A 24218-nucleotide genomic window follows, 5' to 3' on the forward strand; every position below is an offset into this window, starting at 1 on the left:
CAACGCCGGTGGTCGGGCCGACGGTAGACGTCGGTTGTCCCCTCGCTCCGAACGGTTAGCCGGTGTCTAACGCGGGCGGACCGTATCCGAATCGAGGGAAACGGTGGATAGAACTATGTACGGCGGTGTGGTCGTGGCGGATTATGCCCGAGACGGAGCAACAGGACAGGACGCTATCGGAACTCGTCGTCAAGGAAGCGATCACCAAGGGGATGGACTCGCCGCTGCGCGAGTCGATCCTCGAGGCCGTCGAGGAGTCGGAGGGTGGACGCTCCGGCGGGCGGCTGCCGCTCGCGGGGGCCCTGTTCGGCCTCGGTGCGGCGCTTGGCTTTCTGGCGGGACGGAACTCACCGGAACTCGAGGAGTCGCCGATCGAGGACATCGAGGAACCCGAGATCATCGAGGACGTGATGGAGACGACGGCCGGAACGAGCGAAACGGGCGAGGAAACGACCGAGACGGACGAAACCGGGGGCGGCTCCTCGGTGCTGCCGCGGCTCCTGCTTGGCGTTGGACTGCTTGCTGGGGCCGCGATCCTCCGTCGTCGACTCGCCGGCGACGAGGAGGCCGAATGGGAGCCGATCGAGGAGTTCGAACCCGCCACTGGTGGCGAGGGCGACGAACCCGAGGAAGCCGAGGCCGAGTCGGGGGCGGACGAAGAGACCGAAGAGTAAGCGCGAGTCGCCTCCGGTCCCTTTTCGTCGCAGTCAGTTCGTGCCCGCAACCGGGCCGTCAACATCGCCGCAGTGGCCCGCGGTCGCGGCGGTGACGAAGGAGCTAAGGGTGCGACGCTGACAGTGTGTAGCCAATGGAAACGACCCACCGCGTGTTCGTCGGCGACGCCCGCGATCTCTCCGCGGTCGACGACGCGTCCGTCGAACTCGTCGTCACGTCTCCTCCCTATCCGATGATCGAGATGTGGGACGACCTCTTTACCGATCTCGATCCGGCCATCGGGGACGCGTTAGACGCCGGCGACGGGCGGGCGGCGTTCGAGGCGATGCACGCCCAGCTCGACCGGGTCTGGGACGAACTCGAGCGGGTGTTGGTCGACGGTGGGATCGCCTGTATCAACGTGGGTGACGCGACCCGATCGGTCGACGACAGCTTCCGGGTCTACCCGAACCACGCTCGCGTCCTCTCGGCGTTCGAGGAGCGGGGGTTCGATCCGCTGCCGGACGTCCTCTGGCGCAAGCCGGCAAACAGCGCGGCCAAGTTCATGGGCAGCGGGATGATCCCGCCAAACGCCTACGTCACGCTGGAACACGAGTACATCCTGGTCTTCCGGAAGGGCGGGCAACGCCGGTCGTTCGAACCGGGTGCCGACCGCCGGTACGAGGCCGCCTACTTCTGGGAGGAGCGCAACCGCTGGTTCTCCGACGTCTGGACGGAAGTCACCGGCGAGCTACAGGCCCTCGAGGACGACGAACTCCGGGAGCGGTCCGCGGCCTACCCCCTCGAGATCCCCTACCGGCTGATCTGTATGTATTCGGCCTACGAAGACACCGTTCTCGACCCCTTCTGGGGGACCGGGACGACGACGCTGGCGGCGATGTGTGCCGGCCGCAACTCCATCGGCGCGGAACTCGAGGCGGCGTTTCTCGAGACCTTCGACGACCACCTCGCGGAACTTCCGGCGTTGTCCCGGTCGGTCGGCCGGACGCGACTCGAACGTCACCGCGAGTTCGTCGAGCGCCGCCGCGAAGCGGGCGAGTCCCTCGAGTACGAGGCCGAACACTACGAGACGCCGGTCGTGACGGCGATGGAACGGGAGATTCGGTTGTGGGCGGTTTGCGAGGTCGTAGACACCGCCGATGGGTACCGGGCCGAACACGCCCCGCTCTCCCTCGAGTAGGCGAGCTGACCGGCGCGAGCGAGCCGACGCCGCAACCGACACGAGATTTTTACGCGCTGCGCTCCCAGCAGACGTATGACACGCGGTTTCACGGCGACCGAACCGACGCCGGTTCGCGCGCTCGTCGTCGGTTCGTCCGAGTGGGCCCGGTCGACGGCGGAGTTCGCCGACGAACGGCTGACGGTGACAGGGCCGGTCACGGGGGTCGACGACCTCGCCGACGATCGACTCGAGGCGGCCGACTGCGTCCTGACCGACGACCCGACCGTCGTCGACGACCTCGCCGGGTCGTGTCCGGTCGTCTACGCCCTCGACCCGACGGGAGACGAGTCGATCGACGACGTCCGTCGAGGGGCGACCGACGTGATCGCCGCGACGACCGCCCGGAACCCGGCGCTGCTGGCTCATCGGCTCGAGCGGGCGGTCGCCACCGACGCGCGGGCAGCGACGGCGGACGGACCGCCCGTTCGTGGGCCGGAGTGGTACCGGATCATTCTCGAGTACTCCTCGGAAGTGGTACTCACGATCGAGGCCGACGGGGAGATATCCTACGCCAGCCCGGCGGTCGAAGTCGCCGGTGGCTACGATCCCACCGCCCTCCGTGGCGATCACTATCTCGATCACGTCCACGAGGACGATACGGCGGCGGTCGCGGCCGAGTTCGAGGCGGTCCGCGAGGCCGACTTGGGCACCTCCCGGTCCGTCGAGTACACGTGCCAGCACGCCGACGGCGCGTGGTACGTCCACGAGGCCGTCCTCACCAACCGGCTCGGGGACGGCGTCGTCGACGGCGTCGTCGCGTCGATCCGGGATATCACCGAGTACCACCGCATCGAGCGGGAACTGAGCGAGTCGTTCAAACGCGTCACCGACGCCTTCTACGCCCTCGATTCGGACTGGGAATTCACCTACGTCAACGATCGTGCCCTCGAGATCCTCTCTACCGACCGCTCCGAGTTGCTCGGCCGACACATCCTCGAGGTGTTCCCGGAAATGACCGGGACGGCGTTTCAGTCCGCGGCCACCGAAGCGATGGCCGAGCAGGAGTCCCGGACCGTCGAGGGCTACCTCGACGCCTACGATGCGTGGATCGAGGCACGGATCTACCCGTCGCCGTCGGGGATGTCGGTCTACTGGCGGGACGTCACCGACCGCGTCCAGCGAAAGCGGGACCTGACCGAACGGACCGAGCGACTACAGACGTTGGTCGAGAACGCACCGATCGTCCTGTTCGTCCTCGACGAGGACGGGACGTTCACGCTCTCGGAGGGGCGCGGGCTCGCGAACCTCGGCACCGATGCCGGCGAGGTCGTCGGTGACTCCTTTTTCGACCAGCTCGGGGACTATCCGGACATCTGTGACGACGCGAGACGTGCCCTCGATGGCGCGGACGTCCACTCCCGGCGGGAACTCTCGGACCGGGTCTTCGAGATGTGGTACCGACCGATCACCGACGGCGGCGACGTCGACCGCGTGATCGGCGTCGCAAGCGACATCACCGAACGGGTACAGTATCAAGAGGCGCTCAACGGACTCCACGAGGCGAGCAGCCATCTGTTGAGCGTCGACTCGAAGGCAGCCGCCTGCGAGTCCATCGTCGAGGTCGCGACCGACGTTCTCGACCTCGACAGCGTCGTCTACCGGTTCGACGAGCGCGCGAACGAACTCCGGCCGGCGGCCCACGCGTCGGCGTTCGAGTCGACCTTCGGTTCGCCGCCACGGATCGAGCCGGACGGGAGCATCGTCTGGGAGACGTTCGTGAACGGCGAGACGGCGATCTACGACGACACTCGAGATTCGACCGCGGTGTCCGACGAGGAAACGGCCGCACGGAGCGTCCTCTCCGTCCCGCTGGGCGAACACGGCGTGGTCGTCGCGCTGTCGACCGACCCGGCCGCCTACGACGACGAGACGGTCGAACTCGCGGAACTGTTCGCTCGAGCCGCGGAGGCGGCGCTCGATCGGATCGGCCGAACGCGTCGGCTCCGCGACCGCGAACGCGAACTCGAGGCACAGAACCGCCACCTCGAGCGGCTTAACGACGCCAACGAGATCCGGCAGTCGATCGAGGAACTCCTGTTGAAAGCGGACTCCCGGGCCGAGATCGAACGCGGCGTCCCCCGGCGGCTGGCCGCCCTCGAGTCGTGTTCGCTGGCCTGGTTCGGGGAGCCCGACCCCGGCGGGAACCGCCTGCAGGTGCGGGCCCATGCGGGAGCCGACCGGGGGTATCTCGAGGCGGTGACGGCGACGGCGGTCGACGACTCGGCGGCCGAACCCGCGGGACGGGCGGCGCGAACGCAGGCCCCGGTCTACGTCGAGAACGTCGCCGACGCGGTCCATGACGGGGAGTGGCGACGGAAGGCGCTCTCCCGGAACTTCCAGTCGGTGTATGCGGTCCCGCTGGTCTACGACGGGTTCTGCTACGGTGTCGTCTCGATCTATGGCGAGGAGCGCGACGCCGTCGACGAGACGCTTCGCTCGATGCTGTCGGAACTCGGCGAGACGATCGCCTACGCGATCGACGCCGTCAAACGCAAGAACGCGCTGTTCGGCGACGACCGCACCGAGGTCGAACTCGCAGTCGCGGCCGACGCGACGCTGTGTCAGTTGGCGGCGCGTCTCGGATCGCCCGTGAGATACGAGGGGGCGACGGCACCGGACGAGGGGCCACAGCTCGTCTTCGCAGCGATCGAAGGGCCGATCGACGATCCCGCATCGGCCGTCGACCTCGCCGCGGTCGACGGGATTAGCGAGATCACGACGATCGCCGACCACGAGGGGGAGACGCTCGTCCAGCTCCGGATGACCGATTCGTTCCTCGGCTCGATCGCCGGGACCCACGGCGCGCGGCTGCGCGAGTTCTCGGTCGACGAGTCGGGCGGTCGCGCCGTCGTCGACGTTCCCGATGCCGTCGAGGTCCGTGAACTGCTTGCCGACATCACCCGCAGCGGTCCCTCGGTGTCGATGGTCGCGCGACGTGAGGCCCCGACCGACGACCCCGAGACGGTCGGCGGGGCCACGCGGACGGTCCTCCTCGAGTCCTTTACTGATCGCCAGCGAGAGGTCGTCCAGACGGCCTATCACGGCGGGTTCTTCGAGTGGCCGCGTCGAGCGACCGGCGAGGAGATTGCCGACTCGCTTGATATCTCTTCGCCCGCGTTTCACAAGCACGTTCGGTCGGCCGAGCGGAAGCTGTTCGCGGCGCTCTTCGACGGGACGACCACGGAGGGGGTTAACTGATTAACCACGTCGTGAAATATCCATTATACAGTTAACGATCAAGCTCTTTACAACGACTCGTGAATCGGGGGACGAGTTCCCATCGACCGCATTGGGGGTACGATACATGACTGAAACGAGTTCACCATCACAGTCGACCGCACACCGGGATCACTACGCCGTCCAATACGATAGGCTCGACGACGAACCGCTCAGCGTTACCGTCGCGGACGCCGTCGCAACGTACAAGGGGGTCGAGGTCATGGATCTCGAGCCGCTTCACTACTCGATCAACGCCGACGCGCTCGAGCGACTGTTCGAACCGCGGACGGACGGTCTCCGATCCAACGGCTCGGTGACGTTCGAGTACAGCGACTGTCTCGTCACGGTCACGGCGGACGGCGAGATCCGGGTTGCATCGGTCTGAGGCGCTGCCGAGTCCTTCTTCTCCGGGGCGGTCGTCCGATACCGACCGCGTCCGGGCCGGGATATCCCACAACGGTAAGCGGGTGGCGGCCCAAGCCAGCGCATGGCGAGTCGAATCCTCGTGCCGACCGACGGAAGCGACGCCGCGACGGCCGCCCTCGAACACGCGCTCGATATCGCGGCCGACCGGGAACTGACGGTCCACCTGCTTACGGTCGCGGACACGAACCAACCGAGCATCACGCGCCTCGGCACCGAGGTCGTCGACGCCCTCGAGCTGGAGGGCTCGGAGATCGTCTCGGACGCCGCCGATCGGGCCGACGAACGGGGCGTCTCGTACGTGAAGGACGTCACCCAGGGCGACCCGCGGGACGTGATCGTCGAGTACGCGACCGGCGACGAGTTCGACCGCGTGGCGATGGGCACCCACGGTCGGCGCGGGCTCGGGGAGTACGTCCTCGGGAACGTCACCGATCACGTCGTGAACCGAAGCGACGTGCCGGTCTTGACCGTTCGTGCGGCCGAGGACGCGAGGGCGACCTACCCCTACGAGAACGTGCTGGTACCGACCGACGGCAGCGACCACGCGACGGCCGCGCTCGAGGAAGCCGCGTCGATCGCCGCCGACTGCGGCGCGACCGTCCACCTGCTGTCTGTCGTCGACGAACTCCCGGAGGTCCTCGATACGGGGTCGGCCGCCCTCTCCGCGGGCGTCGAGGAGAACGTCCAGGCTGTCCTCGACGAGGCCGCGGCGACCGCACGGGACGCCGGCGTCGACGACGTGACGACGACGATCGCGTCGGGATCGGTCGCCCGGGAGATCACGGCCGCAGCCGACTCCACGGCCGCGGATCTCATCGTGATGGGGACCCACGGCCACACCGGTCTCGATCGACACCTGCTCGGCAGTTTCACCGAGCGGGTGATGCGTACCTCGCCGGTTCCGGTTCTCACGACACGCCTCGCTGCTGATCGGGACTGACTGCCCACGAGATACTGAAACGGGCTGAAATCACCGCCCTGAATCGGTTAGAAAAGGTACTAGTGTCTCGGCTCTGAACCGGAAGGCAATGGTTCCCCAGACAGTACCCGCAGTGGTGATCGAACCGTGACCGAGCGCTCGCTGCCGTCGGCCGGGGACGTCCGGTCGGGACTCGGTAGCGTCCGGGCCGCACTCTCCCGGAACCGGCTCCGAGTCGCGTTCGTCGTCCTGATTCTCGTCTCGGCGGCCGTCGTCGCAAGCGCCGCAGGAGAGGGCGTCTCGACGGCGTCGAAGGCAGACGTCCCGGACGCCCCGCCAACCGATAACCACACGGTCGTCACCGAGTCCGGTCGCGCCGGCACGATCACGGCGTACCAGCCCAACGGCGAGGTCCTCTACTACAACAACTCGCGGACGAAGTACTTCGACGCCGATCCCGTCGAGGGCGATCCGTTGACCGTCGAGTACGCCGCGACGGATACCCTCCACACCGAGGGGCCCAACTGCGGCGCACCGCCGTGTACGCGTAACGTCATCGAGCGCGCCGACCTCGAGACCGGCGAAGTCGAGGTCCTCTACGAGCGCTACGACTACAAGGAGTACGCCGGCGAGTGGCACGACGTCGACCGCATCAACGAGAGTCACTTCGTCGTCGCGGACATGGTCGCCGACCAGGTGTTCATCGTGAACACCGAAACCGAAGTCGTCGAGTGGCTCTGGGACGCACAAAGCGACTTCCCGCTCGAGGGCGGTCACTCCTGGCCCCGCGACTGGGCCCACATCAACGACGTCGAGTATATCGAGGAGGGCCAGATGGAAGGGCGCATCATGGCCAGCCTGCGTAACCAGGATCAGGTCGTCTTCCTCGACCGGGAGGAGGGCCTGCTCGAGGACTGGACGCTGGGGAGCGAGAACGACTACGACGTTCTCCACGAGCAGCACAACCCCGACTACATCCCGGAGAGTCAGGGTGGGCCGGCGATCCTCGTGGCCGACTCCGAGAACGCCCAGATCAAGGAGTTCCAGCGCGAGGACGGCGAGTGGACACAGACGTGGCTCTGGGAGGACGATCGGATCCAGTGGCCCCGTGACGCCGACCGACTGCCTAACGGCAACACGCTGATCTCCGACACCCACGGCAACCGCGTCATAGAGGTCAACCAGTCCGGCGACATCGTCTGGTCGGTGCAATCGTCGCTCCCCTACGAGTCCGAACGCCTCGAGCCGGGCGACGAAAGCGAGGGCGGACAGAGCGCCCAGTCGCTCGGCCTCGAGAACCGCACCGCAGCCGACACCGGCGGCGGAGGCGGCGGTGACGGCGGCGGCTTCGAGTTCAACCCGCTCGCCTTCCTCGGGGATCTCATCGAATCGATCCTGCCACACCGGATCTACAACGCCCTCCTGTTCGTGAGTCCGGTCTGGATGGGGTCGACCGAGTTCGCCGCCATCGGGGTCGCCCTCTTCTCGGGGCTTGCGTGGATCGCCCTCGAGATCAGATGGAAGCTCCGGGACGCCGGCGTTCGGTTCCGGCTGCCGTTCTACCGAACCCGAAGCGAGTAGTCGTCGGACGGCCACACGCGCTCAGAAACCCCCTTCTCGTCGATTTCATCCCGCTGTGTCACGCGCCGAGCGATCGGTCTCGTCGGCGACTACAGCGCCAGCAGATGCCCCCCGAGCAGGTACAGTGCCGCGAGGATCGATTGGAAGGACAGCGACCCGACCGCCGACAGGACGAGGAACGATTTCGCGTCCATCTCCGAGAGGCCCGCAGGGACAGTCAGCAATCCGCGAACGAACAGCATCGTGTTGCTTACGGGCACTGCGATCCCACCCCAGCGGTCGAACCAGCCGTCGAACCGCTCGAGGCGTGACTCGGTGATCGGGAACCACCGCTTCTGGATGACGTACTCCCGACCCGCTCGACGAACGAGGAGGAACAGAAGGAGTTGGCCGATCGTCGTTCCGACGACCGCGATCGCGACGATCGTGACCGCCTTCGAGACCGTCGACCCGATCAGCGCCAGCGCGGCCGGCACGACGAGTTCGCTCGGCATGAATCGCAACAGCATCGCTCCCTCGAGAACGCAGATCCCCAACAGGACAGCGAACGCGAGTTCCGACGTCAGCATCGACTCGAGCCAGGACGGCGTCCCCTCGAGTTGCAGCGGGATCATTAGCGGGTCGTATTCGACCCCGAATGTAAGTCCTGTTGGTTCGACCGATATAGTGATACATTGGCTATGGGAACTCTGTTCAGTGAACCGAAACCTATCTGAGGACGGCAATCCAAGGATCACCAGATGGAACTGGGACGGATCCTCTTTCTTACCGGTGCGTTCGCGACCCACGCGCTGGTTGGGTATGCCCTCGTTCGCGGGTTCACCGACGCCGATCCGCGTCTCGGGGTCGTCTTCGGACTCCTGCCGGACGTCGACTTCCTCTTTCCGGCGGCGGTCGGCTGGCCGTTCGTCCATCGCGGGATCACCCATACGCCGCTGTTCGCGGTGACCGTCGTCGTCGGCTGCTACGCGCTCGTCCGTGAACGGGCCGTCGCGGCCGCGGTCGCCCTCGCGCTCGGGTCGCATTTGGCGATCGACTCGCTCTCGCCGAAGGGGATCGAGTGGCTGTTCCCGCTACGAACCGACTGGAGCCCCGGTCTCGCGGTCCACGGGCCGACTGCGACGCTGTTGCTCTGGACCGTCTCGATCGGCCTCCTCCTGTGGCGCGTCGATGCCCGCCCATCGCTTCGGTGAGCGCTCGCGTCGTGGCACCGGAGCGACGGTCACCACACCGTGACCAGCAACGACGCCGATAGCGCGACCGTCCCCGCGAGCAGGAACCCACGGTTGATCCGCTCGTTCTTCGACTTGAACCACTCGAGGGTGACGTGGGCCCGCCACAGCGGCGCGAAGGGACTGATCCCCATCGGCGTCACGATGTCGCCCGCGAGGTGTGCGAGGATCCCGCAGGAGCCGACCAGAAAGCCGAACGCGAACGCGGCCGGCGTCGCGGGGACGGCGATCGCGGTTCCGACGCCGGCGACCAGCCCGACGAGAACCGCGAACCAGACGGTGTGGGTCGGCCCGCGGTGGCTGATCCGCGGCAGCGGTTGGTCGAGGTCAGGGAGGTTCGCGGCGGCGAGGGCGACGACTGCACCGACAAGCGCCAACTCGAGCGACCAGCGGCCGCTGACGACCGGGAAAAACGGGGCGTACAGCAAGGCGTTGAAGCCGGCGTGGCCGTCACGATACATTCGGACGCCAGTCGGCGACCGACGGCTATGACGCTGTCGGAGACGGGGCAGCCGTCGACGGTCTTTCCGGTCAGCGTAGCGCTCGGACGCCGAGAGACGACACCGACAGCCCGCCGATCAGGACGGGCATCCAGTAGATCGCGCCCCGGAAGATGAGGACGGCGGCGGTGATGACCGAGGCCGGGATCCCGGTCGTGGGGACGAGCAGGGTGACGAACGCGGCCTCGATCCCGCCGAGCCCGCCCGGCAGGGGCGCGGCCCCCGCGAGGTTCGCGAGCGGGATGACGAACAGCAACACGTACGGCGGGACGGAGTAGCCGAGCGCGGCAAAGGCCACCGTGAGCGCGGCCACCTGAAAGAGCCAGCCACACAGCGACAGGCCGACGACCGCCGCCAGCCGCCAGCGGTCCGTCGCCACGCGCTCGATGTTCTCGAAGAAGCGGTCGAGCCGGTCCGCGATGTCCGCCTCGAGCGTGTCCGACTGGAAGCGCTCGATACCGAGTTTCCCGAGGCGGGGCGCGATGATCCCGGGGAGGCGGTCGATGATCGTCTGGTGGTATCGCCAGACCAGTCCCATTGCGACGACGATGCCGGCGATCAGGACGATCGCGGAACTGACGGCCGTCTCGAGCGTCTCGCCGAGTGCGGCTGTCGTCGCGTAGTAGCCGACGCCGACGAGGATCAGCGAGATCGATGGGACCACGTTCAGGACGTCGACGCTGGCGATGCCGACCAGCCCCGTCTCGTAGCGGGCGTCGGAGACCTTCGAGATGAGCAGGGCGGCGACCGGCTCGCCGCCGGCCTGGCCGAACGGGGTGACGTTGTTGGCGAAGACGGCACCCGAGTAAACGAGGAAGGACTTGCCCACCGGCACGTCGACGCCCAGGGCGGCGAGTACCGTCCGGAGCATCAGGCTCCAGGCGACCAGCCATCCCAGCGCGAACGCGAAGGTCGCGACGACCAGCGACGGCTTCGCCGACAGCAGCGAATCGACGATATCCCGCGCACCGACGGCGAAAAACAGGACTGCGAAGATCGCGATCGTCCCGACGGCGCCGACGAGAAACGCGCGTCGATTTCGCTCGTCCATGGCTGGTATGAATCGTCATCGAACTTGAAACGTCTGATCGACGTTCGCGACCGCTCGCTGTCGCGCGAGCTACCGTTCAATCGATTTATTGGGATGGAGGGAGGTGTCCCGGGTAATGGATACGACCTCCCAGTCGAACGTCCTCTTCGTCGTGCTGGATACGGTCCGGAAGGACCACCTCGAGCCCTACGGCTACGAGCGGTCGACGACGCCGGCACTCTCCCGGTTCGCCGAGGAAGCGACCGTCTTCGAGTCGGCGGTCGCCCCCGCCCCGTGGACCCTCCCGGTACATGCCTCGCTGTTTACCGGGCTCTACCCGAGCGAACACGGGGCCGATCAGGGAAGTCCGTACCTCGACGACGCCACGACGCTCGCGTCGTCGCTGTCGGCGGCCGGCTACGATACGGCCTGTTACTCCTCGAACGCCTGGATCACGCCCTATACGAGCCTGACCGACGGCTTCGACCGGCAGGACTCCTTCTTCGAGGTCCTGCCCGGCGACGTCCTCTCGGGGCCGCTGGCCAGCGCGTGGCAGGCCGTCAACGACAACGCCTACCTCCGCGAACTGGCGTCGTCGATCGTCCACATCGGGGCCAAGGCCCACGCCAAACTGGCAAGCGGCGAGGGGGCCGACTCGAAGACGCCGTCGGTCATCGACCGGACGAAGTCCTTCATCGACGAGAGCGACAGCGACGAGGGCTGGTTCGGCTTTATCAATCTGATGGACGCTCACCTGCCGTACTACCCGCCCGCGGAGTACCGCGAGGAGTTTGCACCTGGGGTCGACCCCAGTGAGGTCTGCCAGAACTCGAAGGAGTACAACTCCGGAGCCCGCGAGATCGACGACGCGGAGTTCGACGACATTCGCGGGCTTTACGACGCCGAGATCGCCCACATGGACGCCGAACTCGGCCGACTGTTCGACTGGCTGCGCGAGACAGACCAATGGGACGACACGACAGTCGTGGTCTGTGCCGACCACGGCGAACTCCACGGCGAACACGACCTCTACGGCCACGAGTTCGCCCTCTACGACCAGCTGATCAACGTCCCGCTGCTGGTCAAACACCCCGACCTCGAGGCCGACCGACGCGACGACCTCGTCGAACTGCTGGACCTCTATCACACGGTCCTCGACGCCGCCGACGTCGATCCCGCAGCCACGGTCGGGACGACCGGCGACGATGCACCCGTTCCCCGCGACCCGACCCGGTCGCTGCTCTCGAGTGAGTACCGCACCTTCGAGGGCGCGAGCGAGCCCGACCCCGGCCAGCGGGCCGTCATCGAGGGCGACGCGGCGTCCGATGACGCCTCGAGCGACGACTACGCGTTCGTCGAGTACGCACAACCGGTCATCGAACTCCATCACTTGGAGGAGAAGGCCAGTGAGGCGGGGATCGAGCTACCGGACGATCATCGCGCGTACTCGCGCCTGCGTGCGGCCCGCAGCACCGACGCCAAGTACGTCCGCGCGGATCGGATCCCCGACGAAGGGTACCGGCTCGACGAGGACCCGGCCGAGGAGTCGCCCATCGATCCCGACGACGATGCGGTCGTCGCGGCGACCGAGCGGGCGCTGGCCCGCTTCGAGGACGCGGTCGGCGGCGCGTGGGACGATCCCAGCGAGGCCGATCCCGACGAGGCCGACGCGCTGGCCGAAGCCGACGAGGAGACTCAGGAGCGACTGCGCGAACTCGGCTACCTCGAGTGACCGCTTCGGTCGCCGTCCGCAGCGGCGGACGATCCGTGGACGTACAGTGACTGAAACACCGGAACTGACGGGTTACGGTGACTTTCCGGGAACCAATAAGAATACGTAGGTCGACTCGAAAGGTTGCCGCAACTAATGGAGGACCAGCACTTCCTCGAGTCCGATTGGGACTACTGTCTCGTGCTGGATGCGTGTCGGTACGACGTATTCAGCGAGGTATACGATGACTACCTCGACGGAACGCTGGAGAAACGATGGAGCGTCGGCTCGTCGACTCCGGAGTGGGCCTATCGGACCTTTCAGGACGATCACGACATCGCCTACTTCTCGGGGAACCCATTTATCAACGATCTGGGGATTCCGCTGAACGAACTCAAGTGGGGGGCCAGTTGCGACTACGAGTGGACGGCCTCCGACCACATCAGCGACATCCACGACGTCTGGAAGTCCGGCTGGGACGACGATCTCGGAACGGTGCCGCCGGACAGCCTCGCCGAGGCCTACTACGACAATCAGGACGCCGTCGAGCGGGCCGATCGAACGGTACTCCACTATATGCAGCCCCACGCGCCGTATCTCTCCCGTGGGAAGGGCCAGAAGCTCAAACAGATCCAGAAGGGCATCCGGAAACAGGAGGAAGCCGAACAGGGCGACGGCGACGCCGGCGGCGGCGCACTCTCGTCGCTCGGGGACACGATCCGACCGAAAGTCGAGGACAAACTCGAGGGCAGCGAACTCGCCCAGAAGGCGGGGCTCTGGCTCGAACTCGATCCGGCCGATCTCGTCAAGAACGGCACCCGGGAGGCGGCGCTGGAGCTGTACGAGGAGAACCTCCGTATCGCGCTGGAGTCGGTCGCCGAACTGATCCCGGAACTGGACGGTAAAGTCATCGTGACCGCCGACCACGGGGAAGCGTTCGGCGAGGAAGGCGTCTGGGAACACCACATCGAGACGCATATCCCGCCGCTGATGGAGGTCCCCTGGCTCGAGGTCGAGTAGTCAGTGGGGACGATCGGCGAATCGGATCGGGAAACGAAGGGGACGACAGCCACAGGGAGTCGGGCATGAAGATCAGCCACTACTTCGAACTCGAAGACCACGTCACCGGGGGCATCAGCGAGTCCGTCGCTCACCAGCGGGCGATGCTCGACCAGCTTGGGCTGCAGTACACGACCGAACCGACCCTCGAAGCCGACGTGTTTCACTGTAACCTCATGGGCCCGCGCTCGGTCTGGTACGCGAGACGGGCCCGCTCGAAGGGAATTCCGGTCGTCGCGAACACCCACGTCACCGCCGAGGACTTCGGCGACAGCTTTCGCTTTACGAACGCGCTCGCCAAACCGCTGAAACCGTACCTTCGGTGGGCCTACGGGCTGGCAGACGCTCTGGTCTGTCCCTCCGAGTACAATCAGGGGCTGATCGAAGGTTACACCGATACCCCGACGACCGTCATCTCGAACGGCGTCGACCGCGGGAAACTCGAGGGGTTCGAGTCCCTCGAAAGCGAGTACCGCGACCGGTACGACCTCGAGTCGCCGACCGTCTTCCTGGTCGGTCACGTCATCAAGCGCAAGGGCCTCGAGACGTTCGTCGAACTGGCGCGGCGGCTGCCCGACATGGACTTCGCGTGGTTCGGGCCGCTCGATCTCTCTCTCAAGGGCCGGGAGACGACGGCGCTGATCGAGAACGCACCGGACAACTGCACGTTCACTGGCTTCATCGACGACATCCGGGGGGCCTACGCGGCGGGCGATATCTTCTGTTTCCCGACCCACGAGGAAAACGAGGGGATCGCGCTGCTGGAGGCGATGGCCGCCGGCAAACCGGTGTTGGTCCGGGACATCGAGACGTTCTCGTGGCTCGAGGACGGTGAGGACTGTCTCAAGGCGTCGGGCGAGGGCGTCGCGCCGTTCGTCGACGCCCTCGAGCGGCTTCGGGATCCCGCCCTCCGGGACCGACTCGGATCGAACGCGGCCGACCGCAGCGAGGCGTTCTCGCTCGAGGCGGTCGCGAACCAGTACCAGTCGCTGTACACGGCGGTGACACCATGAAGATCGGATTTTTCACGGACAGCTACTTTCCCGAAATCGACGGCGTAACGTATACGATCAAACTGTGGCGCGAGGAGTTAGAACGCAAAGGTCACGAGGTCTACGTCATTTATCCCGATGGCGACTACAACCCCGGCGAGCGCGAGGTCCCCGTCAAATCGGTGTCGAACCCGTTCTACCCCGGCTATCGGATTCCCCTCACTCGGCGGCCGTCGATGCTGCCCGATCTCGACGTCGTCCACTGTCATGGGCCGGCCCCTATCGGTCTGTTGGGTCGGTACTACGCCCGCAAACACGACCTGCCGTCGATCTATACGCACCACACCCCTCTTGAGGAGTACTTCCACCAGAACGTCAAGTTCGAGTCGGTCGCAAACGCCCTCTCGAAACTGTACGTCCCCTTCGAGAACGCCTTCCTCGAGGGGTTCGACATCGTCACCGCCTCGACCGAGCGGATCGACCGGAACGTCGAACACGTCCAGCTCCCGGTCGGCATCGATATGGACTTTTTCCAGCGGACCGACGAGGACTGGTACCCCGACCGAACGGTGATCGGCTACAGCGGCCGGCTCAGTATGGAGAAAAACGTCAGCGAGATCCTCCGGGCCGCCGAGAAACTGCCCGAGTACGACTTCGTGATCGTCGGTGACGGGCCGTACCGGGCCCCCCTCGAGCGGGACGCCCCCGACAACGTCGAGGTCCGTGGATTCCTCCCGCGCGAGGACCTGCCGACCTTCTACTCCTCGATCGACGTCTTCCTGACCGCCTCGACCGCCGACACCCTCGGGCTCTCGACGCTCGAGGCCAACGCCTGTGGCACCCCCGTCGCGGCCACCGACGTGTTGCCGTTCGAGCAGACAATCGGCGCTGACAACGGCGAGCGGTTCGCGTACGGCGACCTCGAGGCGATGGTCGACGCCATCGAGACCTGTCTCGAGACCGACCGCGACACCCGTGCGGCGGTCGAACGCTACTCCGTCGAGTACACGATGGAACACTTAGAGCAGTTGTATCACAACGTGCCGCTGTCGAAAGACGAGTCGCCTGTCGACGCCGACGCGCCGTGGCGCTTCTCCGACGAAGAACGGAGCTAGCCGGGACACCCATCGCTTCGACCCGCACCCCTTTCGAGACCCGCCGAAATCGATCTCGGGCGGTCGGAGGACGTTCGGCCGATCCCAGACGGTACGTTCGATACGACCCGGTCGTGACCGGCGATGGAACGGCCGTGATCGACACGATACTCGATCGGTTTCTCGAGGCCCACGATCGGGAAGGCCGAAGTGGCTGCCGCCGGTAGTGTCGTCCATGTTTACCGACGACCGGGACCGACCCGAGACGGGTGGTCGACCGTGACCGACGGCAGACTCTCGCGCCTCCGACGCCGCCTCGACGCGGCGGTCCGGGAGCGACTCGAGGGGGTTCGCTGGTGGTACGCGCTGCGGTTCGGCGGTGCCCCGCGGTGTGCGGAATGTGGCGATGAGGCGGCCTGGATCGCCGAAACTGAGGGCGAGCCGCGCTGTTTCAAACACATCCCGAGCGAGGGGATGGCGGCCATCCGCGACGTCCGGCCGGCGGACTGTTTCACCGACTGGAGCGAGGATCACGGCGACGCCTGATCGCGATCGTCCCGGCGGCCGATAGCGACACCGTGTCTTTCCCGGACCATCAGACATCCGACACTATGGCGACCACGACGAGGACGAGAACCACGGTGCCGCCGACGATGTTCGCGCCGATACCGACGTCTGGAAACTGGGATGTCTGGTCAGAACCATCGTACAGGAGCGGACAGTCGCTCGAGACACTATTTGCTAGGGGCCGGATCGCGTCGAAAAGACCGCAGAACCCGCCCGGATGGGCACAGGGGGACGGCCGCCGGGCGGAAACGGGACAAGATCGGGGTGGATGCTGATTGGATCGTCACTGTCGCGCGGGGAACGCGACGGTGAAGATGTTCGGCGAACTGATTATCAATCTCGTTCCGATTCCAAGGAACTCGGAATCGTCCCAGTGGCCACTGCAACTATCGTCCCCGCTCAGCGGTCCAAAGGCGTCGGCCATCACACTCGAGAGCAGGGACTACTCCGGACCGAACGCGTCTTGCAGCGGGATCGCTCGGCTTCGACTCGTGTCTCCGTGAGAAGTATGTCCGGCTATCTGACGGCGTCGCTACTCACTCCGTTCGTGGCTCCGTTGTGAAAATGCCCGGGGAGGGCTCCGAACCCTCGATCTCCGCATGTCCCAGGTTCGAGGCTCGGCAGTCCTCTATGGGACACGGAGGCTTCCAAGGCGAAACCGCACCGAATCTCTGAACCCTATGAGTGCGGCGCTATGTCCAGCTAAGCCACCCGGGCTCAGTTACGGATAGTGCGGTCCGTTTCTTTAACCTTCTCATTCGAATCCGGCGTGCAACGTGGACCCACGGATTTATCACACGGTGTTACGAAGGGCGCGGCATGAGCGTTCCCGGCATCGTCGACGCTTCTCTCGATGGCGAGGAGATCGCGGCGCGAGTCTCTCTTGGCAGTGACGACGAACTCTTCATCACGCCGACGAGGACCATCGTCTACCGTGCCGACGGCCTCCTGAGCGACGAATCGGCCGACGAATACCCCCACGACGCCGACCGGCTGACCATCTCCGAGGGCCGGCGAAAAACCAAGTTCGCCCTCGAGTACGCCCTCGAGGGCGAGCGGGAATTCGCTGTTCCCGCGAAAAAGACCGACGACGTCCTCCACCCCGTCCTGGCGGGCGTGTTAAACGGCAACGGGATCACCGATCCCGGCGAGACGGTCGTCAAGACCTACCGTTTCAGTGAACTGACGCTGATCGTCACGAGCGATCGTCTGGTCAAACACATCGGCGGCGCGGTCTGGGACGGCGACTACGAGGAGTATCGTTTCGAGGACGTGACGAACCTGACCTTCGAGGACGGCAGCGTCGCCACTCAGATCGTCCTGACGGTTGACGGCCGCCCACAGCGGATCAAGGCCCCCAACGAGGAGGCAAACGACCTCCGGGAACGGCTCCAGCGGGCGCTGTTCGACTACCACGACGTCGAGTCGCTCGAGGAGTTCAACCTGACCGTCGGCGACGACGAGGACGAGGCGGCAACCGACGAGGGATCGATGGACTTCGGCGGCGGGGTCGATCCGCTGGACGCCGATCCGCCCGAACCGGAGGATCGCGAGACGGCGGGGACCAGTGACGCCGGCGGGACCGGGACGACGGATCCCCTCGCCGACGGGACGGCCAACGATACTGCCGCGAGCGGATCGGCGTCGGCGGGGACCGCGGCCGGCAGTGAATCGGCGGCCCAGTCGTCGACCCGCGGGACGACGGGCGACGCACGTGCCGATGTCGGCTCGTCGGAGCGGAGCCGTACGGAAACCGGATCGGTCTTCGAGTCGGCGAGCGATGACGAGTCGGCCGTCGAAGAGGCCGGACGGGCACAGCGAACGCCGGCCGAAACGGACCCCGAACTCTTAGAGCGGATCGAGTCCCTCGAGGCGGCGGTCGAACGACAGACCGAAATCATCGAGCGACAGGAGGAGACGATCGAGCAGTTGATCGCGGAACTCCGACAGGGCCGTTAGTCGTCCCGGCCGGTCACTTTGCGGATACACGAGGAGCCGAAGGGGCCGAGTTCGCCCGCCTCGAGGTCGATGAAGTAGCCGGTCTTCAGTCCCGAGCCACAGCGCCGGCAAGAGAAGTCCCCCTCTTTCGTGATGACGTCTCGATCGAAGCGGACGTACTGACGGCTCTTGGGGCGGATGACACCGTCCTCGCGGGCGATGATCCCGTGGAGTTCGGCCCGATCGAGGATCGTCCTGGTCACCGTCGGATCGGACGTGACCGTCTCGATCCGATCGACGGCGTCGGGGAGTGGCAGCTGTTCGTGTTCGAGACGGGCCAGCAGTGCGAGTCCCCGTTCGACGCGGTCGTCGTCGATCTCGATGTCCTCGAGCGGGTCCCCCTCGTTCGACATTCGTCCGTGGTGACGGCTTGCAGCGAATAAACGTTGTTCCTCTCGAATCCAGACCATGTGGCTGTGACGCAAGGGACGTGCGCCCCGTTCTCAGGCCGTGGGAATCCGCCGGTCGTTGATACTGTCCGTTCCCTCCATTCCAAGGGAAGACAGCATACGAACCGGGGGGTGACTCCGGCGATGATAGACATATGACTGGAACGAGCGTCGACGCGACCGACCAGCGGACGACCCGGAACGGCAAGCGTAACGCCGCTCCCGAGCGGGAGCGGTCGGAGTGTCCGGAGTGTACCGGCCGGATCGCCTACGACGAGGAACACGGTGAGCGAGCCTGTGCGGACTGTGGGCTCGTTCTCGACGCCGACGGAATCGATTACGGACCGGAGTGGCGACGCTTCGACGACGGCGACGACCGGTGTCGAGTCGGCGCGCCGGTTACGGCGCGCAAACACGACAAGGGCCTCAGCACGACGATCGGCTGGCAGGACGAGGATGCGTACGGGAACCGCATCTCGGGGCGGAAGCGCCGCCAACTCCAGCGGCTGCGGACCTGGAACGAACGCTTTACGTCGAAGAACGCCCGCGAACGGAACCTCAAGCAGGCACTCGGCGAGATCGAGCGCATGGCGTCGGCGCTTGGCCTCCCCGAGCCGTGTCGCGAGACGGCCGGCGTCATCTACCGCCGGGCCGTCGAGGAAGAGCTGTTGCCGGGCCGGTCGATCGAGGCGATGGCGACCGCCTGTCTGTACGCGGCCGCCCGCCAGCAGGGCACCCCGCGGACGCTCGTCGCGTTCGCGTCGGTCAGCCGGGTCGAGAAGCTCCCCGTCCAGCGGGCGTATCGCTATCTGTCGAGCGAGCTGGGGCTCAAAATCGAGCCCGCCGACCCGATCCACTACCTCCCGCAGTACGCCTCCGAACTGGGCGTCGGCGACGAGACCGAACGCCTCGCCCGGAAGATCCTCGAGGCGGCAAAGGACCGGGACCTCCACAGCGGGCGGAGCCCGGCCGGACTGGCTGCGGCGGCGATCTACGGGGCGGGTCGGCTGACTGACGAGGGACTCACACAGGAACGGATCGGCGAGGAAACCGGTGTCAGCGGTGTCACGGTTCGGAACCGCTACCGCGAACTACTGGACGCCTACGGGGCGACCCGTGATCGATAGATGACCGGGAACGACCGCCCGGTTCTCGAGGTGCTGGCTGCAGACGGGCCGCTCGCTGTCGTCGATCTCGCCGCGGCGATCGACGCCCATCCGGTGACGGTCGATCACGTCTGTGACCGACTCTACGAGCGGGACGAGGTTCGACTGATCGGCGGCCAGCGGTACGAGATCACGGCTGCGGGTCGGCGGCGGCTCGCGGACGAGACGCCGGTTGCGACCGACCCGGACGTTCGGACCGGAACGGAAAGTCGTCCCTGACTGCTCGCGACAGCGGCCCGCGGTTGCAGTGGGTTCTCAGCGGACTCGAGCGGGCGGTGCACAGCGCCGCGCGTCGGGTCCGCGGTTGCGGTCGGTCGTCGGCGTCGGAACAAAAAACCGAGTCTCGATCTCGAATGGGAGTGTCACGGCCTCGAGACCGGCGGGACGGCTGCGATCGCTTCGGGTCAGCCCTCGTAGCCCGCGTAGGACATGAGGTCGGCGAAGACGTCGGTGTCCATCGCGTCCCGGTAGACGATGCCGTTGACCATGCCGCCGGGGTAGGCGTCGCCGTTCATCGCGTGATTGACCTTGTGGCAGTGCATGAGGTAGATGCCGGGGTCGGCATTGGCCTCGAACTCGACGGTGTGACGTTCTGCAGGCGCGATGTTGGTGACGTCCTGTTCGTACTGAGCCGCCTCGGGGAGCTGGCCGCCGTCTTTCTCGATCAGCCGGAAGCGGTGATTGTGCGTGTGCATCGGGTGAGACATGTAGCCCGCGTTGACCATGTGGAGGCGGACGGTGTCGCCGTGGTCGACGATGATCGGGGAGCCCTCCTCGGGGTGGAGCGTCCGCGGGAGGCTCTTGCCGTTGATCGTGAACACGTCGGGGTTGCGGTTCCGGGGACTGTAGTCGACGTCCTCGCCGGCGAACTGGCGGTTGACTCGCGAATCCCAGTCTTTCAGCGTGAAGAAGTACTCCTTGTCGGCGGGCTCGTACCCCTTCGGATCGACGCGGAAGATACCGTACATCCCCATGTCGATGTGGCGATGGGTCTGGTAGTGGCAGTGATAGAGGTGTGTTCCCGGAACGTTCGCCGGAATCGTGTAGGTGTGTTTCTCGCCGGGGTTGACCGTGATCCCCGTCGTCGTCGGGACGCCGTCGTTCTCCCAGGTCTTCTGTGCCCCGTGAAAGTGCAGCGTGTGCGGGTGATCGTTGCCCGTGTTGTCGAGGGTTACTTCGATGTCGTTGCCCTCCGTCGTCCGGAGGATCGGGCCGGGAACGCTGGGTTCGCCGTCGTCGGCCTTGAAGGCCCAGACCCGCGGCAGTTCTACCGGTCCGCCCATCGAGTCCATCGGGTGGACCGCGTGTTGGGCCGATACCGACTGTAGCGTCACGCTCCCGCCCTGCTCGTCGACCTGGACGACCTCCGGGGAACTCGTCCACGGCAGATCGGGTTCCGACCCCGCGGACTTCGCGGACGGCTCCTCGGAGCCGGCGTCTCCCTGAGAGCCCCGGCCCACACAGCCGGCCATGCCGGTCAGTGCCGCCACGCCACCGGTCGCAGCAACGAATTCGCGTCGCGATAGCCCCAGTCCGGGTGCGCCGATTCGATCACTCATGACAGCTCGTGCTAAGAATAGCCGGCGTATAACGGGGTCAATCGGTTCTTACCGGCCGAGAAGACCCAGGAACATGTTCTCGTATGGTACTTAAATGGCGGTCCGTGCCTACCCGCGGGCCACGGCCGGCCGAGAACCGGGACACGGCACGGGCCCGTCCCGCTATCGGTACGGCCCGCGACGCGCGGGACGGGTCCCGAGTTCGAGCGAGACGGACCGTTCGGTGCCGTCGCGGCGGACGGTCAACTCGACGGTATCGCCCGGCCGCGTCTCGAGCGCGAGATAGCTCTCGAGGTCCTCTTTCGTTGCCAGTGCCGTCCCGTCGACGGCGAGAAGAACGTCACCGCCGACGGGCACGCGTCCCCGACCGGTGTACTCCGTTCCGGGACTCGGCTCGAGGACGCCGGCCGCCGGCCCGCCGCCGACGATATCGACGACGAGTAGCCCACCGCGGTCCGCGAGGTCGTTCGCGGACGCGACGGCGGGCGTGACGTCGGTGAACGACGCGCCGAGAAACGAGTGGTCGTACGCCCCTTCTTCGACGAGGTCGGGGACGACGCGTTCGGTCAGTGCCGCGGAGATGCCGAAGCCGACGTTGTCCCCGCCGCCGGAGTTGATGACCGCGGCGACCGCGCCCTCAAGCGTCAGCAGCGGGCCGCCGCTGTTGCCCGGGTTGACCGCGGCGTCGGTCTGGATCGCGTCGGGGATGCTGTAGCCGGTCGGTGCCGGGATCGACCGGTCGACGCCGCTGACGATCCCCGTCGTGATCGTTCCCTCGAGATCGAAGGGGTTGCCGATCGCGACGACCTCCCGACCGACGGCCGGCGGGTCGTCGACGAAGGGAAGCGGCGTCGCCGACGACGGCGGGTCCTCGACCGCGACGGCGGCCAGATCACTGTGGGCGTCCGCGCCCGCGACCGACCCGGACCGCCACTGTCCGTCGGCGAATCGGACCTCGACGACACTCGCGGTTCCGACCACGTGGGCGTTCGTGACGACGTGGCTCTCGTCGAACGCGAACCCGGTCCCGCTCCCCTTCGGAGTCCGGATCTCGACGACCGAGTCGATCGCGTCCTCGTAGACGGTCCCGTACGCGTTGTCGGCTGCGGTCGCGGCCATCGATTCGGTCGGATCCGGCGGCTCCGAATCCGCCGATCGGGCGAGACAGCCGGCGGTTCCTGCGACGACTGCACCACACGTTGCCGTGAGAAGCCGCCTGCGGGAGACGCTCGGCGTCATGGCTCCGTTCGAATCTTTTGGCTCGAGCCACGTATATGTTGACCGACGGTAGAGTACGAAAACCGAACAGGACCGGTGAGCCGGTCCGAACGGGGTGTCTCAGCTGCTCACTCGACCCAGACCGTCTTCCGATTGACGAACTCGAGCATGCCGTCGCGCGCGAGTTCGCGGCCGTAGCCCGACTCCCCGACGCCGCCGAAGGGCACCCGCGGATCGGATTTGACGAGTTGGTTGACGTAGACACAGCCCGCGTCGATCTCGCGGGCGAGCCGTCGGCCGCGCTCGCGGTCTTCCGTCCAGATGGTCGCCCCGAGGCCGAACTCGGTGTCGTTGGCTTTGGCGACGAGGGCGTCCTCGTCGTCGATCTCGTAGACCGCGGCGACCGGCCCGAACGTCTCCTCGCTGTCGGCCGGACAGCCCTCCGGAACGTCCGCGAGGATGGTCGGCGGATAGAACGCGCCCTCGCGGTCCAGCGGTTCGCCACCGGTGAGTAGCTCCGCACCGGCCGCGACGCTCGCTGCCACCTGTTCGTGGAGTTCGTCCATGAGGTCCGCCCGGGCCTGCGGACCGATATCCGTCTCCTCGGCCGTCGGATCGCCGACGGTCAGCGACTCGACCTCGTCGACGAAGGCCTCGAGGAACTCGTCGTAGACGTCGGTGTGGACGAGGAATCGCTTGCCGGCGATGCAGGACTGACCGCCGTTCTGGTTGCGCGCCCACGCGCCGGTCTCGGCCGCGGCCTCGATATCGGCGTCGTCGAGAACGACGAACGGGTCGCTCCCGCCCAGCTCGAGGACGGACGTTTTGAGCTGGTCGCCCGCCGTCGAAGCCACGGCGCGACCGGCCGGACCGCTGCCGGTGACCGTCGCGGCTTTCACCCGGTCGTCCTCGATGACGTCGTCGACAAGATCCGAGGAAATCAGCAGCGTCTGGAAGACGTCCTCGGGGTAGCCCGCCTTTCGGAACACGTCCTCGATCGCTTGCGCGCAGCCGGGGACGTTCGAAGCGTGCTTGAGCAGCCCGACGTTCCCCGACGTGAGATGGGGTGCCGCGAACCGGAACACCTGCCAGAACGGGAAGTTCCACGGCATCACCGCCAGGATCGGGCCGAGCGGATCGTAGACCGTCTCGACCGACGAGCCCGGCGGGCTCGGGTGGCCGTCCGCCGAGAGGTAGGCGCTGCCGTGTTCGGCGTAGTGGTCACAGACCCAGGCACACTTCTCGACCTCGGCGACCGCCTGGGATATCGGCTTCCCCATCTCCCGGGTCATCGTCTCAGCGTACTCGTGCTTGTTCTCACGAAGCACGTCCCCTGCGGCCGCGAGCAGTTCCTCACGCTCGCGGATCGGTCGGTCACGCCACTCCTCGTAGGCCGCCGTCGCCCGCTCGAGGGCGTCGTCGACGTCGGATTCGGTATGCTCCTCGACCGTCCGCTCTCGCTTGCCGGTGGCCGGATTGATGACCTCCATACGAAACTCCATCATTACGCATCCAGTTTAACTTTTCGTAGGAAACAGGGATTCAGTTCAAAGAGAGGGTCCTGGAATGTCATGGGTTCGACTGCCGATCCGATCCACCGCCGACAGCGCGCCGGCCACGTCGTCGATCGGGTCGAACCGATTCGTCCGGAGGTATAAGTC

General features: G+C 66.4%; 22 protein-coding genes and 1 tRNA gene. 15 read left to right on the forward strand and 8 right to left on the reverse strand.

The genetic code is table 11. The annotated features are described in order from the left end of the window. Positions 1 to 143 precede the first annotated feature (143 nt). From ACERIM_RS11450 to ACERIM_RS11475, 6 genes are all read left to right on the forward strand, one after another. Positions 144 to 674 carry a hypothetical protein gene (locus ACERIM_RS11450; RefSeq protein WP_373632675.1) on the forward strand — a complete coding sequence of 177 codons (531 nt, stop codon included), beginning with the start codon at positions 144 to 146 and terminating at the stop codon, positions 672 to 674. 134 nt (positions 675 to 808) lie between these two features. Continuing rightward, positions 809 to 1855, forward strand: a complete 1047-nt coding sequence (locus tag ACERIM_RS11455) for a site-specific DNA-methyltransferase (protein ID WP_373632676.1) — start codon at positions 809 to 811, stop codon at positions 1853 to 1855. Between the two features lie 75 nt (positions 1856 to 1930). After that, positions 1931 to 5095, forward strand: coding sequence for a PAS domain S-box protein (locus ACERIM_RS11460; RefSeq protein WP_373632677.1), 3165 nt, complete (start codon positions 1931 to 1933; stop codon positions 5093 to 5095). A gap of 106 nt (positions 5096 to 5201) precedes the next feature. Then, positions 5202 to 5501: a HalOD1 output domain-containing protein gene (locus ACERIM_RS11465; protein WP_373632679.1), complete on the forward strand. Its 300-nt coding sequence runs from the start codon at positions 5202 to 5204 to the stop codon at positions 5499 to 5501. Between the two features lie 102 nt (positions 5502 to 5603). Next, complete coding sequence (locus ACERIM_RS11470) at positions 5604 to 6482, forward strand: universal stress protein (RefSeq protein ID WP_373632681.1); 879 nt, start codon at positions 5604 to 5606, stop codon at positions 6480 to 6482. A 126-nt stretch (positions 6483 to 6608) separates the two neighbouring features. Next, positions 6609 to 8042 carry an aryl-sulfate sulfotransferase gene (locus tag ACERIM_RS11475; RefSeq protein ID WP_373632683.1) on the forward strand — a complete coding sequence of 478 codons (1434 nt, stop codon included), beginning with the start codon at positions 6609 to 6611 and terminating at the stop codon, positions 8040 to 8042. 89 nt (positions 8043 to 8131) lie between these two features. On the opposite strand, the gene ACERIM_RS11480 is transcribed toward ACERIM_RS11475, so the two are convergent. Beyond that, positions 8132 to 8656 (reverse strand): DedA family protein, encoded by a 525-nt coding sequence (locus ACERIM_RS11480; protein ID WP_373632685.1) that lies wholly within the window; start codon positions 8654 to 8656, stop codon positions 8132 to 8134. Between the two features lie 126 nt (positions 8657 to 8782). On the opposite strand from ACERIM_RS11480, the gene ACERIM_RS11485 reads away from it, so the two are divergent. Continuing rightward, a complete protein-coding gene (locus ACERIM_RS11485) occupies positions 8783 to 9235 on the forward strand; it encodes a metal-dependent hydrolase (RefSeq protein ID WP_373632687.1) in 453 nt (150 codons plus the stop codon). 29 nt (positions 9236 to 9264) lie between these two features. On the opposite strand, the gene ACERIM_RS11490 is transcribed toward ACERIM_RS11485, so the two are convergent. Both ACERIM_RS11490 and ACERIM_RS11495 read right to left on the reverse strand, forming a co-directional pair. Further along, positions 9265 to 9735, reverse strand: a complete 471-nt coding sequence (locus tag ACERIM_RS11490) for a metal-dependent hydrolase (protein ID WP_373632689.1) — start codon at positions 9733 to 9735, stop codon at positions 9265 to 9267. A 70-nt stretch (positions 9736 to 9805) separates the two neighbouring features. Then, the gene (locus ACERIM_RS11495; protein ID WP_373632691.1) at positions 9806 to 10825 is read right to left on the reverse strand and encodes a YbhN family protein; all 1020 of its coding nucleotides are present in this window, start codon (positions 10823 to 10825) and stop codon (positions 9806 to 9808) included. Positions 10826 to 10940: 115 nt separating this feature from the next. Here ACERIM_RS11495 and ACERIM_RS11500 point away from each other — a divergent pair, with 115 nt between their 5' ends. From ACERIM_RS11500 to ACERIM_RS11520, 5 genes are all read left to right on the forward strand, one after another. Next, on the forward strand, positions 10941 to 12536 hold the full coding sequence (locus tag ACERIM_RS11500) for a sulfatase (RefSeq protein ID WP_373632692.1): 1596 nt from the start codon (positions 10941 to 10943) through the stop codon (positions 12534 to 12536). 135 nt (positions 12537 to 12671) lie between these two features. After that, entirely contained in the window at positions 12672 to 13535 is an 864-nt protein-coding gene (locus ACERIM_RS11505) for a hypothetical protein (RefSeq protein WP_006651203.1), read from the forward strand. Between the two features lie 65 nt (positions 13536 to 13600). After that, positions 13601 to 14587 carry a glycosyltransferase family 4 protein gene (locus ACERIM_RS11510; RefSeq protein ID WP_373632694.1) on the forward strand — a complete coding sequence of 329 codons (987 nt, stop codon included), beginning with the start codon at positions 13601 to 13603 and terminating at the stop codon, positions 14585 to 14587. Next, positions 14584 to 15681: a glycosyltransferase gene (locus ACERIM_RS11515; protein ID WP_373632696.1), complete on the forward strand. Its 1098-nt coding sequence runs from the start codon at positions 14584 to 14586 to the stop codon at positions 15679 to 15681. The genes ACERIM_RS11510 and ACERIM_RS11515 overlap by 4 nt, the downstream gene beginning before the upstream one ends. Positions 15682 to 15939: 258 nt before the next feature. Beyond that, entirely contained in the window at positions 15940 to 16206 is a 267-nt protein-coding gene (locus ACERIM_RS11520) for a hypothetical protein (RefSeq protein ID WP_006651200.1), read from the forward strand. Between the two features lie 586 nt (positions 16207 to 16792). Here ACERIM_RS11520 and ACERIM_RS11525 read toward each other — a convergent pair. After that, positions 16793 to 16944, reverse strand: a tRNA-Met gene (locus ACERIM_RS11525). Between the two features lie 102 nt (positions 16945 to 17046). Here ACERIM_RS11525 and ACERIM_RS11530 point away from each other — a divergent pair. After that, positions 17047 to 18186, forward strand: a complete 1140-nt coding sequence (locus ACERIM_RS11530; RefSeq protein WP_373632697.1) for a hypothetical protein — start codon at positions 17047 to 17049, stop codon at positions 18184 to 18186. On the opposite strand, the gene ACERIM_RS11535 is transcribed toward ACERIM_RS11530, so the two are convergent. Continuing rightward, a complete protein-coding gene (locus ACERIM_RS11535; protein ID WP_373632699.1) occupies positions 18183 to 18578 on the reverse strand; it encodes a DUF5830 family protein in 396 nt (131 codons plus the stop codon). The genes ACERIM_RS11530 and ACERIM_RS11535 overlap by 4 nt on opposite strands. Positions 18579 to 18769: 191 nt before the next feature. On the opposite strand from ACERIM_RS11535, the gene ACERIM_RS11540 reads away from it, so the two are divergent. Beyond that, entirely contained in the window at positions 18770 to 19741 is a 972-nt protein-coding gene (locus ACERIM_RS11540) for a transcription initiation factor IIB family protein (RefSeq protein WP_373632701.1), read from the forward strand. Next, positions 19742 to 19999, forward strand: a complete 258-nt coding sequence (locus ACERIM_RS11545) for a hypothetical protein (RefSeq protein ID WP_049966817.1) — start codon at positions 19742 to 19744, stop codon at positions 19997 to 19999. A 185-nt stretch (positions 20000 to 20184) separates the two neighbouring features. Here the strand turns inward: ACERIM_RS11545 and ACERIM_RS11550 are convergent, their stop codons facing one another. From ACERIM_RS11550 to ACERIM_RS11560, 3 genes are all read right to left on the reverse strand, one after another. Continuing rightward, positions 20185 to 21339, reverse strand: a complete 1155-nt coding sequence (locus ACERIM_RS11550) for a multicopper oxidase domain-containing protein (protein WP_373632703.1) — start codon at positions 21337 to 21339, stop codon at positions 20185 to 20187. A gap of 162 nt (positions 21340 to 21501) precedes the next feature. Beyond that, complete coding sequence (locus ACERIM_RS11555) at positions 21502 to 22578, reverse strand: S1C family serine protease (RefSeq protein ID WP_373632704.1); 1077 nt, start codon at positions 22576 to 22578, stop codon at positions 21502 to 21504. A gap of 107 nt (positions 22579 to 22685) precedes the next feature. After that, complete coding sequence (locus tag ACERIM_RS11560; protein WP_373632706.1) at positions 22686 to 24047, reverse strand: NAD-dependent succinate-semialdehyde dehydrogenase; 1362 nt, start codon at positions 24045 to 24047, stop codon at positions 22686 to 22688. Positions 24048 to 24218: the final 171 nt, after the last annotated feature.

This window comes from Natrinema sp. H-ect1 (genome assembly GCF_041821105.1).
Taxonomy (GTDB): domain Archaea; phylum Halobacteriota; class Halobacteria; order Halobacteriales; family Natrialbaceae; genus Natrinema; species Natrinema thermotolerans.